Below are 13056 nucleotides of genomic sequence, written 5' to 3' on the forward strand. Positions count from 1 at the left end.
GCGTAGGGCGCCGATTGAGGTTAAGCATGCAGGCCGTAGAAGTTAAAAGCTTCCTTGAAGGTAAGCTGCCAGAGATTCAGGTCGAAGTTGAAGGCGAAGGCTGTAACTTTCAGCTGAACGTGATCAGCGACGAGCTCGCTGCACTAAGTCCGGTCAAGCGCCAGCAGCAGATCTATACGCATTTGAACCCATGGATCGCTGATGGCAGCATCCACGCGGTCACCATGAAATTTTTCAGCCGCGCTGCATGGGCCGAGCGCACCTGAGCCAAAATGGCGTCGAGATTCTAATGGACAAACTGATTATTACTGGCGGCATTCGTCTTGATGGCGAAATCCGCATTTCCGGGGCAAAGAACTCTGCCCTGCCGATTCTCGCAGCCACGTTGCTGGCTGACGGTCCCGTGACCGTCGCCAACCTGCCGCACCTGCATGACATCACCACCATGATCGAGCTGTTCGGTCGCATGGGCATCGAGCCCATCATCGACGAAAAGCTCAGTGTCGAAATCGATCCTCGCACCATCAAGACCCTCGTCGCGCCGTACGAACTGGTGAAAACCATGCGTGCGTCGATTCTGGTGCTGGGCCCGATGGTTGCGCGTTTCGGTGAAGCCGAAGTCGCATTGCCTGGCGGTTGCGCCATCGGTTCGCGTCCGGTCGATCTGCACATCCGCGGCCTTGAAGCCATGGGCGCGATCATCGACGTCGAAGGCGGCTACATCAAGGCCCGGGCCCCTGAAGGCGGGCTGCGTGGCGCGCACTTCTTCTTCGATACCGTGAGCGTGACCGGTACCGAAAACATCATGATGGCCGCAGCGCTGGCCAACGGCCGAAGCGTGCTGCAAAACGCTGCTCGTGAGCCGGAAGTCGTCGATCTGGCGAACTTCCTCAATGCCATGGGCGCGAAGGTTTCCGGCGCTGGCACCGACACCATCACCATCGATGGCGTCAAGCGACTGGGTTCGGCGACCTACCGTGTCATGCCTGACCGCATCGAGACCGGCACCTACCTGGTTGCCGCTGCTGCAACAGGCGGCCGCGTCAAGGTCAAGGACACCGATCCGACCATTCTTGAAGCCGTACTCGAGAAGCTTCGTGAAGCCGGTGCCGAGATCACCACCGGTGAAGACTGGATCGAGCTGAACATGCATGGCAAGCGTCCGAAAGCCGTCAACGTGCGCACTGCGCCGTACCCGGCGTTCCCGACCGACATGCAGGCCCAGTTCATCTCGCTCAACGCCATTGCCGAAGGCACGGGCGCGGTCATCGAGACGATTTTCGAAAACCGTTTCATGCACGTTTACGAAATGCACCGCATGGGCGCTCAGATTCAGGTCGAGGGCAACACTGCCATCGTCACCGGCTGCGCGAAGCTCAAAGGTGCGCCCGTGATGGCGACCGATCTGCGTGCTTCGGCCAGTCTGGTGATTTCCGCGCTGATCGCGGAAGGCGACACGCTGATCGACCGCATCTACCATATCGACCGTGGTTACGAGTGCATCGAAGAGAAACTGCAGATGCTGGGCGCGAAAATCCGTCGCGTGCCGGGCTAGTCGTTGCGACCCGCTGCCTGAGCCGAGTCGATCGGCCGGGCAGCGTTCGTGACCGAGTGCAGCCAGAATTTTCTGATTCGTTTTACTCCGGGTCTGCGTTGTTCGATCCGGAAGTCGTCGGGCGCCGATTGCGACCCGACGCGCGCTTGCTGATAAGGACTGACGTTTCCAATGTTGACCATCGCACTGTCCAAGGGCCGCATCCTTGACGACACCCTGCCGCTTCTCGCCGCAGCGGGTATCGTGCCGACCGAGAATCCGGACAAGAGCCGCAAGCTGATCATTCCGACGACCCAGGACGATGTTCGCCTGCTGATCGTCCGTGCGACCGACGTGCCGACCTATGTCGAGCATGGCGCCGCCGATCTGGGCGTGGCTGGCAAGGACGTGTTGATGGAGTACGGCGGCCAGGGCCTGTATGAGCCACTGGATCTGCAGATCGCCAAGTGCAAGCTGATGACCGCAGGCGCGGTCGGGGCTGCCGAGCCCAAGGGCCGTCTGCGTGTGGCCACCAAGTTCGTCAACGTCGCCAAGCGGTATTACGCCGAGCAAGGTCGTCAGGTCGACATCATCAAGCTGTACGGCTCGATGGAGCTGGCGCCGCTGGTAGGGCTGGCGGACAAGATCATCGACGTCGTCGACACCGGCAATACGCTGCGCGCCAACGGCCTGGAGCCGCAGGAAATGATCGCTCACATCAGCTCGCGTCTGGTGGTGAACAAGGCGTCGATGAAGATGCAGCACGCCCGTATCCAGTCGCTGATCGATACCCTGCGCACCGCAGTGGAATCGCGACACCGCGGCTGACTGTTTCGCGCGACCGTGATCAAGGTTGCGCCCAGCTATCCGTGTCATAGCCAAATTTCTCAGGTGCCTGCGCGGATGGCTTGGTAGCTTAGGCTCCTGCCTATGCACAAGGCTCCTGAGAAAATGCCATTCATTGAGGCTCACGCTATGACCACTTCCAACACCATTCGCCGACTCAACGCTGCTGACCCTGATTTCGCTCGACATCTGGATCATCTGTTGAGCTGGGAAAGCGTGTCCGACGACTCGGTCAATCAGCGTGTGCTGGACATCATCAAGAACGTTCGCGAGCGCGGCGACGCGGCGCTGGTGGAATACACCCAGCGTTTCGACGGCCTCGATGTCGCGTCGATGGCGGACCTCATTCTGCCGCGCGAACGCCTCGAGCTGGCACTGACACGCATCACACCTGCACAGCGTCAGGCGCTTGAAAAGGCCGCAGACCGTGTGCGCAATTACCACGAGCGTCAGAAACAGGACTCGTGGAGCTACACCGAGGCCGACGGCACTGTGCTCGGCCAGAAGGTCACGCCGCTGGATCGCGCCGGTCTGTATGTGCCGGGCGGCAAGGCTTCCTATCCTTCGTCGGTGCTGATGAACGCCATTCCTGCCAAGGTCGCCGGTGTCGGTGAAGTGGTCATGGTCGTGCCGACGCCGCGCGGTGAAATCAACGAACTGGTGCTGGCGGCCGCGTGCATCGCCGGCGTCGATCGGGTGTTCACCATCGGGGGCGCTCAGGCGGTAGCGGCGCTGGCCTACGGTACCGAGAGCGTTCCGCAGGTCGACAAGGTCGTCGGGCCGGGCAACATTTATGTCGCGACGGCCAAGCGTCACGTGTTTGGCCAAGTGGGTATCGACATGATTGCCGGCCCTTCGGAAATTCTCGTGGTGTGCGATGGTCAGACCGATCCGGACTGGATCGCCATGGACCTGTTCTCCCAGGCCGAGCACGACGAAGACGCCCAGGCGATTCTGGTCAGCCCGGACGCCGACTTTCTGGACAAGGTGGCCGCGAGCATTGCCAGGCTGATGCCGACCATGGAACGCGCCGAGATCATCAATACGTCCATCAATGGCCGTGGTGCGCTGATTAAAGTGGCGGACATGACCCAGGCCATCGAGGTCGCCAACCGCATCGCCCCCGAGCACCTGGAGCTGTCGGTCGCGGACCCGGAGGCGTGGCTGCCGCAGATTCGTCATGCCGGCGCCATCTTCATGGGCCGTCACACCTCCGAAGCGCTGGGCGATTACTGCGCAGGTCCCAACCACGTGCTGCCGACTTCGGGCACTGCGCGGTTCTCCTCGCCGCTGGGTGTTTACGACTTCCAGAAACGCTCCTCCATCATTTTCTGCTCCGAGCAAGGCGCGTCCGAGCTGGGCAAGACTGCGTCGGTGCTGGCGCGTGGCGAATCCCTGACCGCTCACGCACGCAGCGCTGAATACCGCATCGTCGACAACAATCAGGAAGGCAACTGACATGAGTAAATTCTGGAGTCCCTTCGTCAACGATCTGGTGCCGTACGTGCCCGGTGAGCAGCCGAAGCTGACCAAGCTGGTGAAACTCAACACCAACGAGAACCCGTATGGGCCGTCGCCGAAAGCGATCGAAGCCATGCGCGCCGAGGTCAACGACAACCTGCGTCTGTACCCGGACCCTAACAGCGACCTGCTTAAGCAGGCGGTCGCCCGTTACTACGGCGTTGAAGCCACTCATGTGTTTCTGGGCAACGGCTCCGACGAGGTACTGGCACACGCTTACAACGCGTTCTTCAAGCACGACAAGCCGTTGTTGTTCCCGGACATCAGCTACAGCTTCTATCCGGTGTACTGCGGTTTGTATGGCGTCGAATACGAAGCCATCGCGCTGGATGAGCAGTTCCAGATCCGTGTCGAAGATTACGCCCGCCCGAACGGCGGCATCATTTTCCCGAACCCTAACGCACCGACCGGCTGCCTGCTGGCGCTGGATGCGGTGGAGCAAATCGTCAGATCCAGTCCGGATTCGGTGGTGATCGTCGATGAGGCGTACATCGATTTCGGCGGTGAGACGGCGATCAGCCTGATCAGCCGCTACCCCAACCTGCTGGTCACGCAGACGCTGTCGAAGTCGCGCTCGCTGGCGGGACTGCGCGTCGGTCTGGCAGTCGGTCATCCCGACCTGATCGAGGCGCTGGAAAGGGTCAAGAACAGCTTCAACTCTTACCCGCTCGATCGCATGGCGATCGTCGGTGCAGCGGCTGCGTTCGATGACCGCGAGTATTTCCTGAGCACCTGCAAGCGGGTGATCGACAGCCGCGAGCGTCTGGTCGAGCAACTGGAAGCCAAGGGGTTCGAAGTCCTGCCGTCCGCGGCGAACTTCATTTTCGCTCGCCACCCGCAGCACGACGCAGCAGGCCTTGCGGCCAAAGTGCGAGAGCAGGGCGTGATCGTTCGGCACTTCACGCAGGCACGCATCGCGCAATTCCTGCGCATCACCATCGGCACCCCCGAGCAGAATCAGGCGCTGGTGGATGCATTGGGAGCGTTGTAGCGATCTATTGCAGGAGCGCGGCGGTCCGGCCAACCATCGGGTCGCCGGCCCACCGCCTCTGCATGTCTGAAGCTTAATCCTCCGCCGCAGGCGCCGGGGTTTGTGGCGGACGCAGACCCACTTCCGCCATCAGCTTCAATTCCTTGCCGTTGCGCATCACCTGAATCGCGATCTTCTCCGACGGCTTGGTGCGCGCCACCTGGTTCATCGACCTGCGGCCATCGCCCGCGGGTTCGCCATTGATGCTCAGAATCACGTCGCCCAGTTGCAGACCTGCCTTCTGCGCTGGCCCGTCGCGGAAAATGCCTGCCACCACGATGCCGGGGCGGTCTTTCAAACCGAAGGACTCGGCCAGTTCCTGGGTCAGCGGTTGCACCTCGATGCCCAGCCAGCCGCGAATCACCTGTCCGTGCTCGATGATCGACTTCATGACTTCGAGCGCAAGCTTGGTGGGGATTGCGAAACCGATACCTTGTGATCCGCCGGACTTGGAAAAGATCGCCGTGTTGATGCCGGTCAGGTTGCCGTTGGCGTCAACCAGTGCGCCGCCCGAGTTGCCGGGGTTGATCGCGGCGTCGGTCTGAATGAAGTCTTCGTAGGTATTGAGGCCCAGTTGATTGCGGCCTGTGGCGCTGATGATGCCCATGGTCACGGTCTGGCCGACCCCGAACGGGTTGCCGATCGCCAGCGCCACGTCGCCGATGCGAATGCTGTCTGAGCTGCCGAGGGTAATGGATGGCAGGTTTTTCAGATCGATCTTGAGAACGGCGAGGTCGGTTTCAGGGTCGCTGCCGATGACCCGGGCGATGGTTTCGCGGCCGTCCTTGAGCGCCACCACGATCTGGTCGGCGCCCGAGGTCACGTGGTTGTTGGTCAGCAGATAGCCTTCAGGGCTCATGATCACTGCCGAACCCAGGCTCGATTCCATGCGTCGCTGCTTGGGCAGGTTGTCGCCGAAGAAACGCCGGAATTGCGGGTCTTCGAACAGCGGATGGTTGGGCTTGTTATTGACCATTTTGGTCGTGTACAGATTGGCCACCGCAGGCGCGGCGCTGCTGACCGCGTCGGCGTAAGACACCGGCCCTTGCTGGATGAAAGCGGTCTGAGGTGCCTGCTGCAGGTTGACGTCCTGGCTGGGAAGCCCGACCCACTGCGGGAAGCGCTGGATAATCAGTAAAGCGATAAGCACACCAGCGAGCAATGGCCAGCCGAGAAAACGCAGCGCTTTGAACATTGAGCAGAGTCCTGAGAGTAGATGCGCATCACCTGCGCCATAATGGCGGGCATTATACGAGGACCGGACCGGTCTGAACTGCATATTTAGGAGACTTTTATGGCCGTCGCGCTGAGCACTCTGGTTGAAGAAGCGGACCGCTATCTGAGTAGCGCCCGGGTACAGGATTATTGCCCTAACGGATTGCAGGTCGAAGGTCGCCCGCAGGTCACCCGCATCGTTTCCGGCGTGACTGCCAGCCAGGCGTTGCTGAATGCGGCGGTCGAGGCCAGCGCTGACCTGATTCTGGTCCACCACGGCTATTTCTGGAAAGGCGAAAACCCCTGCATCACCGGCATGAAGCAGCGCCGCCTGAAGACGCTGCTCAAACACGACATCAGCTTGCTGGCCTATCACCTGCCGCTGGATCTGCACCCTGAAGTGGGCAATAACGTGCAGCTTGCCCGGCAACTGGACATCACGGTCGAAGGACCACTCGATCCCGACAATCCGCGCATCGTCGGTCTGGTCGGGTCATTGTCCGAGCCGATGACCCCGCGCGACTTCGCCCATCGCGTTCAGTCGGCGCTGGGGCGCGAGCCCTTGCTGATCGAGGGCAGTGAGATGATCCGCCGCGTCGGCTGGTGCACCGGGGGCGGGCAGGGCTACATCGATCAGGCCGTGCTGGCCGGCGTGGACCTCTACCTGAGCGGCGAGGCATCGGAGCAGACTTTTCACAGCGCCCGTGAAAACGACATCAGCTTCATCGCGGCCGGCCATCATGCCACCGAGCGCTATGGCGTGCAGGCACTGGGAGACTATCTGGCGCGGCGCTTCGCGCTTGAACATCTGTTCATCGATTGTCCCAATCCGATCTGACCCGGCGAGGCGGGGCAGGCGGTCCAAAGAGTGAGCTATATCGTTAGATCGTTTCGATCTAACCCGCCAACTGAATAGAATCAGGCCCCATGATAAAGTGCCTCGCTCGATAGAGCCCGCAGGCTCTCCATAAAGTACGTTATCCCGTGAGTAACCATGGTCGACAAACTGACGCATCTGAAACAGCTGGAGGCGGAAAGCATCCACATCATCCGCGAGGTCGCCGCCGAGTTCGATAACCCGGTGATGCTGTACTCCGTCGGTAAAGATTCCGCCGTGATGCTGCACCTGGCGCGCAAGGCGTTCTTCCCGGGCAAGCTGCCGTTCCCGGTCATGCACGTCGATACCCGCTGGAAATTCCAGGAAATGTATCGTTTCCGTGACCAGATGGTCGAGGACATGGGCCTGGATCTGATCGTCCACATCAACCCGGACGGCGTCGCGCAGGGCATCAACCCGCTGACCCACGGCAGTGCCAAGCACACGGACATCATGAAAACCGAGGGCCTGAAGCAGGCTTTGGACAAACACGGTTTCGACGCCGCCTTCGGTGGCGCACGTCGTGACGAAGAGAAGTCTCGCGCCAAAGAGCGCGTGTATTCCTTCCGCGACAGCAAGCATCGCTGGGACCCGAAAAACCAGCGCCCAGAGCTGTGGAACGTGTACAACGGCAACGTCAACAAAGGCGAGTCGATCCGCGTGTTCCCGCTCTCCAACTGGACCGAGCTGGACATCTGGCAGTACATCTATCTGGAAGGCATCCCGATCGTGCCGCTGTACTTCGCCGCCGAGCGTGAAGTCATCGAGATGAATGGCACATGGATCATGATCGACGACGATCGCTTGCGTAATCACCTGTCTGACGAAGACAAGAAACGCATCGTCAAGAAGAAAGTCCGTTTCCGCACGCTGGGCGACTACCCGTTGACGGGCGCTGTCGAGTCCGAGGCCACCAGCCTCACTGACATCATTCAGGAAATGCTCCTGACGCGAACTTCCGAGCGCCAGGGCCGGGTCATCGATCACGACGGCGCCGGCTCCATGGAAGAAAAGAAACGTCAGGGTTATTTCTAACTAGGGTGTCTGAACATGTCGCATCAATCTGAATTGATCAGCGAGGACATCCTCGCCTATCTGGGCCAGCACGAACGCAAGGAGATGCTGCGTTTTCTGACCTGTGGCAACGTCGACGACGGCAAGAGCACGTTGATCGGTCGTCTGCTGCACGATTCCAAGATGATCTACGAAGACCATCTGGAAGCCATCACCCGAGATTCGAAGAAGTCCGGCACCACCGGCGATGACGTCGACCTGGCGCTGCTGGTCGACGGTCTGCAGGCCGAGCGCGAGCAGGGCATCACCATCGATGTCGCCTATCGCTACTTCTCGACCTCCAAACGCAAATTCATCATCGCCGATACCCCCGGCCATGAGCAGTACACCCGCAACATGGCCACCGGTGCATCGACCTGCGACCTGGCGATCATCCTGGTCGACGCCCGTTATGGCGTGCAGACCCAGACCCGTCGCCACAGCTACATCGCCTCGTTGCTGGGCATCAAGCACATCGTGGTCGCCATCAACAAGATGGATCTCAATGGTTTCGACGAGAACATCTTCGAGCAGATCAAGGCCGATTACCTGAAGTTCGCCGAGCGTATCTCGCTCAAGCCGACCACCATGGAATTCGTGCCGATGTCGGCGCTCAAGGGCGATAACGTGGTGAACACGAGCGAGCGTTCGCCTTGGTACACCGGCAAGTCGCTGATGGAAATTCTCGAGACCGTCGAGATCGCCAACGACCGCAATTTCTCCGATCTGCGCTTCCCGGTGCAGTACGTGAACCGCCCCAACCTGAACTTCCGTGGCTTTGCCGGCACGCTGGCCAGTGGCGTGGTTCACAAGGGCGACGAAGTGGTCGTGCTGCCCTCGGGCAAGAGCAGCCGCGTGAAATCCATCGTCACGTTCGAAGGCGAGCTGGAGCACGCAGGTCCCGGTCAGGCGGTTACGCTGACCATGGAAGACGAAATCGACATCTCCCGTGGCGACCTGTTGGTGCATGCCGACAACGTCCCGCAAGTGGCTGACGCGTTCGACGCGATGCTGGTGTGGATGGCCGAGGAGCCGATGCTCCCGGGCAAGAAGTACGACATCAAGCGCGCGACTTCCTACGTGCCAGGTTCGATCGCCAGCATCACCCACCGCGTTGACGTCAACACGCTGGAAGAGGGCCCGGCCAGCTCGTTGCAACTCAACGAAATCGGCCGGGTGAAAATCAGCCTTGACGCTCCGATCGCGCTGGATGGCTACGACAGCAACCGCACCACCGGCGCATTCATCGTCATTGACCGTTTGACCAACGGCACCGTGGCGGCGGGCATGATCATCGCCAAACCGACTGTGACAGGCGCAGGTCAGCACCACGGCGCACTGGCTCACGTCTCGGTCGAGGAACGTGCGCAGCGTTTCGGTCAGAAACCGGCCACCGTTCTGTTCAGCGGCCTGTCGGGCGCGGGCAAGAGCACACTGGCGTATGCCGTGGAGCGCAAGCTGTTCGACATGGGCCGCGCGGTGTTCGTCCTGGATGGCCAGAATCTGCGCCATGACCTGAACAAGGGCTTGCCGCAGGATCGTGCCGGTCGTACCGAGAACTGGCGTCGTGCCGCTCATGTCGCACGTCAGTTCAACGAAGCGGGTCTGCTGACACTGGCGGCATTCGTCGCTCCCGATGCAGCGGGTCGTGAGAACGCGAAGAGCCTGATCGGCAGCGATCGTCTGATCACCGTTTACGTCCAGGCCTCGCCGCAGGTCTGCCGTGAACGCGATCCTCAAGGCCTCTACGCTGCGGACAAGGACAACATCCCGGGCGAGTCCTTCCCGTACGACGTGCCGCTGGACGCTGATCTTGTGATCGACACTCAGTCGCTGAACGTCGAAGACAGCGTCAAGCAAGTGCTCGATCTGCTGCGCACACGCGGCGCGATCTGAGTCACAGGCTGCAAAACAGGAAACCTGCCAGCGATGGCGGGTTTTTTGTTTTTCCCGGATATGTGACGGCCCGCGAATATCGCACTGTAGGCGTGAGCTGGCTCGCGAAGACTGAATTCCGGACGCTACCTCTCCACCGACTGCACCGGCCTCTTCCTGGCTAAAGCCAGTCCTACAGATGCGGCAAGCTTTTCGCAGGACCGGCTTCATGCTCCGGCCTCTCCCCGACCGAAGCCGGTCCTGCAGACGCCGCAAGCTTTTTGTAGGACCGGCTTTAGCCGGGAAGGCGTTGGGTGTTACGCCGCAGATCAAAGGGGCATTAGAGACACTTGGCTCACTCCTGCAAGGTCGATCAGCTGCTGTAGCAACCCGGTGAACTGGCTCCCTCACACAGCTGGCCATAAAAAAGCCCACCGCTGAGTGGATCAGGGGCGGGCTGTTTCGGGTGTCTGCGATTACTTCTTCAAGCCGTAGTGCTCATCCAGCATGCCTGGCGTGTTTGGCGCCTTGGGCGCGTAATCACGTGGCGGCTCGGCGGCCGTGCGGGGTGGCGTCAGGCGGTCGCGCGGGGCCTGCAGCGCATCCGGGTGCAAAGCGGCCAGCAGGCGTTGGCGAGTCAGGTCGTCGGTCGCCAGACGGTCGGCGCCTTCGGCGAGGTGTTCCTGGACATCCTGGTAGCTCTGGGACAGCTTTTGCACCAGATTAGCCGTGCTGTTGAAGTGAGTGACCACCTCGTTCTGATATCTGTCGAAACGCTCCTGAACGTCATCCAGCTGGCGCTGAGTGCTGTTAGGCGCGGCATGGGGCAGCGCACGCGCCACGAAGAAACCGATGGCGACACCAACGATCAGGGCGATAGTCGGCAGCAACCAAACTAAGAGCGAGTAATCCACGAGTCCTTCCTCTATAAACGGCTTTGCTTTACGTTAACGGCTCGAACCTGCGCTGTATAGCGGCGACGCGTCGCCAACATGCCAGCCACAGACAATCAGCTAGACGAGTCGACCCATTTGAAGGTCACGGAGTTCATTCTTGCTCATGCGTGAAACCCCTGTATTCATCGACGGCCCGGTGGGCCAACTCGAAGCCTTGTACCTTGACCTGGAAGGGGCCAAAGGCCTGGCGCTGATCTGCCATCCTAACCCGGTTCAGGGCGGCACGATGCTCAATAAAGTGATCTCCACTTTGCAGCGTACGGCGCGCGATGCGGGTTTCATTACCCTGCGTTTCAACTACCGTGGCGTCGGCACCAGCGCCGGCAGCTCGGACATGGGCCAGGGCGAGGTCGACGATGCCGAAGCGGCAGCGACGTGGCTGCGGGAAAAACACCCTGATCTTCCGATCACCCTGTTCGGTTTTTCCTTCGGCGGATTCGTCGCCGCGACACTCGGCGGCCGGCTCGAGGCGAAGGGCGAAATACTGAATCACCTGTTCATGGTCGCGCCCGCGGTCATGCGTATCGCTGATCCCGCGGCACTGCCGCAGAAAGGCCCGTTGACCCTGATCCAGCCGGAAACCGACGAAGTCGTTGACCCACAACTGGTGTACGCATGGTCTGACGCGCTTCAGCGCCCCCATGAGCTGCTGAAAGTGGCAGAATGCGGACACTTTTTCCACGGCAAGCTGACCGACCTCAAGGATCTGGTCCTGCCGCGCCTTTCGAATTGATCGCAGTACACAGAATAAGCGACTAGCCATGACCACTCGTATCCTGACCGGTATCACCACCACCGGTACGCCACACCTGGGCAATTATGCGGGCGCCATTCGCCCGGCCATCGTCGCCAGCCGCCAGAGCAATGCCGATTCGTTTTATTTCCTGGCCGACTACCATGCGTTGATCAAGTGCGATGACCCGCTGCGCATTCAGCGCTCGCGTCTGGAAATCGCCGCAACGTGGCTGGCAGCCGGTCTGGACGTCGAGCGCGTGACCTTTTACCGCCAGTCCGACATCCCGGAAATCCCAGAACTGACCTGGCTGCTGACTTGCGTTGCCGCCAAAGGGCTGCTCAATCGGGCCCACGCCTACAAGGCGTCTGTGGACAAGAATGTCGAGGCCGGCGAAGACCCGGATGCCGGCGTCAGCATGGGCCTGTTCAGCTATCCGGTGCTGATGGCCGCTGACATTCTGATGTTCAACGCGCATCAGGTCCCAGTGGGTCGAGATCAGATTCAGCACGTGGAAATGGCCCGTGACATTGGCCAGCGCTTCAATCACCTGTTCGGCAATGGCAAAGAATTTTTCGTGATGCCCGAGGCGCTGATCGAAGAGAGCGTGGCGACCTTGCCCGGCCTGGACGGCCGGAAGATGTCGAAGAGCTACGACAACACCATTCCACTGTTCAGCAGCGCGAAGGAGATGAAGGACGCGATCTCGCGCATCGTCACCGACTCCCGCTTGCCGGGCGAGGCCAAGGATCCGGACAACTCGCATTTGTTCACCCTGTATCAGGCGTTCGCCACCGGCGAGCAGAGCGATCAATTCCGTGCCGATCTGCTGCAGGGGCTGGGCTGGGGCGACGCCAAGCAGCGTCTGTTCCAGTTGCTCGACAGCGAGCTGAGTGAAGCGCGCGAGAACTACCATCGTCTGATTGAACGCCCGGCTGATCTGGAAGATATTCTCCAGGCGGGCGCGGCCAAGGCCCGCCGCATCGCAACGCCGTTTCTGGGCGAGCTGCGTGAGGCGGTTGGCCTGCGTTCTTTCCGTGCAGCGCCGCAAGCCGTCGCGACCAGCAAGAAAAAAGCCAGTAAAGGCGCGCGGTTCGTCAGCTTTCGTGAAGACGACGGCAGCTTCCGCTTCCGCTTGCTGGCGGCCGATGGCGAGCAACTGCTGCTCTCGCGCAACTTCGCTGACGGCAAGGCCGCCGGTGCGGTGACCAGACAGCTGCAGCAAGGTGGCGATCTGGACATCCGCAGTGAGGGTGCTGCCTTCAGCGTATGGCTTGGGGGTGACTGCGTCGCCGACAGCCCGAGCTTCGCCGATGCCGCCGCGCGCGACGCCGCAATAGAGAGCCTGAAGCTGGCCTTGGCGCCACAACAGGATTAATTGCCATTCCAACGGGCCATCGCTACAGTGGCGGCCCG

Annotated in this window: 12 protein-coding genes; 10 read left to right on the top strand and 2 right to left on the bottom strand. The window is 60.8% G+C overall.

The features are described from left to right. Nucleotides 1-26 precede the first annotated feature (26 nt). The 5 genes from QRN36_RS05135 to hisC all read left to right on the top strand — a co-directional run bounded on the left by QRN36_RS05135 (nt 27) and on the right by hisC (nt 4892). A complete protein-coding gene (locus tag QRN36_RS05135) occupies nt 27-266 on the top strand; it encodes a BolA family protein (RefSeq protein ID WP_093461891.1) in 240 nt (79 codons plus the stop codon). A 23-nt stretch (nt 267-289) separates the two neighbouring features. Then, nucleotides 290-1555: a UDP-N-acetylglucosamine 1-carboxyvinyltransferase gene (gene murA, locus QRN36_RS05140; RefSeq protein WP_093462571.1), complete on the top strand. Its 1266-nt coding sequence runs from the start codon at nt 290-292 to the stop codon at nt 1553-1555. A 171-nt stretch (nt 1556-1726) separates the two neighbouring features. Next, nucleotides 1727-2362, top strand: coding sequence for an ATP phosphoribosyltransferase (hisG, locus tag QRN36_RS05145; RefSeq protein WP_074753869.1), 636 nt, complete (start codon nt 1727-1729; stop codon nt 2360-2362). A 147-nt stretch (nt 2363-2509) separates the two neighbouring features. Further along, complete coding sequence (hisD, locus tag QRN36_RS05150; protein WP_285423079.1) at nt 2510-3838, top strand: histidinol dehydrogenase; 1329 nt, start codon at nt 2510-2512, stop codon at nt 3836-3838. A 1-nt stretch (nt 3839) separates the two neighbouring features. Beyond that, the gene (gene hisC, locus QRN36_RS05155) at nt 3840-4892 is read left to right on the top strand and encodes a histidinol-phosphate transaminase (protein ID WP_285423080.1); all 1053 of its coding nucleotides are present in this window, start codon (nt 3840-3842) and stop codon (nt 4890-4892) included. A gap of 73 nt (nt 4893-4965) precedes the next feature. Here hisC and algW read toward each other — a convergent pair whose 3' ends face one another. Beyond that, nucleotides 4966-6126, bottom strand: coding sequence for a Do family serine endopeptidase AlgW (algW, locus tag QRN36_RS05160; RefSeq protein ID WP_285423081.1), 1161 nt, complete (start codon nt 6124-6126; stop codon nt 4966-4968). Nucleotides 6127-6225: 99 nt separating this feature from the next. Between algW and QRN36_RS05165 the strand changes: the two genes are divergently transcribed. The 3 genes from QRN36_RS05165 to cysN all read left to right on the top strand — a co-directional run bounded on the left by QRN36_RS05165 (nt 6226) and on the right by cysN (nt 9972). Then, the gene (locus tag QRN36_RS05165) at nt 6226-6984 is read left to right on the top strand and encodes a Nif3-like dinuclear metal center hexameric protein (RefSeq protein WP_285423082.1); all 759 of its coding nucleotides are present in this window, start codon (nt 6226-6228) and stop codon (nt 6982-6984) included. Between the two features lie 156 nt (nt 6985-7140). Continuing rightward, a complete protein-coding gene (cysD, locus tag QRN36_RS05170) occupies nt 7141-8058 on the top strand; it encodes a sulfate adenylyltransferase subunit CysD (RefSeq protein ID WP_093461876.1) in 918 nt (305 codons plus the stop codon). Between the two features lie 15 nt (nt 8059-8073). Next, nucleotides 8074-9972 (top strand): sulfate adenylyltransferase subunit CysN, encoded by a 1899-nt coding sequence (gene cysN / locus QRN36_RS05175; RefSeq protein WP_285423083.1) that lies wholly within the window; start codon nt 8074-8076, stop codon nt 9970-9972. A 455-nt stretch (nt 9973-10427) separates the two neighbouring features. Here the strand turns inward: cysN and QRN36_RS05180 are convergent, their stop codons facing one another. Next, nucleotides 10428-10865: a YhcB family protein gene (locus tag QRN36_RS05180; protein ID WP_093461870.1), complete on the bottom strand. Its 438-nt coding sequence runs from the start codon at nt 10863-10865 to the stop codon at nt 10428-10430. 145 nt (nt 10866-11010) lie between these two features. Between QRN36_RS05180 and QRN36_RS05185 the strand changes: the two genes are divergently transcribed. Together QRN36_RS05185 and QRN36_RS05190 are read left to right on the top strand one after the other, a co-directional pair. Next, the gene (locus tag QRN36_RS05185; RefSeq protein ID WP_285423084.1) at nt 11011-11640 is read left to right on the top strand and encodes an alpha/beta hydrolase; all 630 of its coding nucleotides are present in this window, start codon (nt 11011-11013) and stop codon (nt 11638-11640) included. 28 nt (nt 11641-11668) lie between these two features. Beyond that, entirely contained in the window at nt 11669-13018 is a 1350-nt protein-coding gene (locus QRN36_RS05190) for a tryptophan--tRNA ligase (RefSeq protein WP_285423085.1), read from the top strand. Nucleotides 13019-13056: the final 38 nt, after the last annotated feature.

This window comes from Pseudomonas sp. efr-133-TYG-103a, assembly GCF_030209235.1.
In the GTDB taxonomy this organism is placed as follows: domain Bacteria; phylum Pseudomonadota; class Gammaproteobacteria; order Pseudomonadales; family Pseudomonadaceae; genus Aquipseudomonas.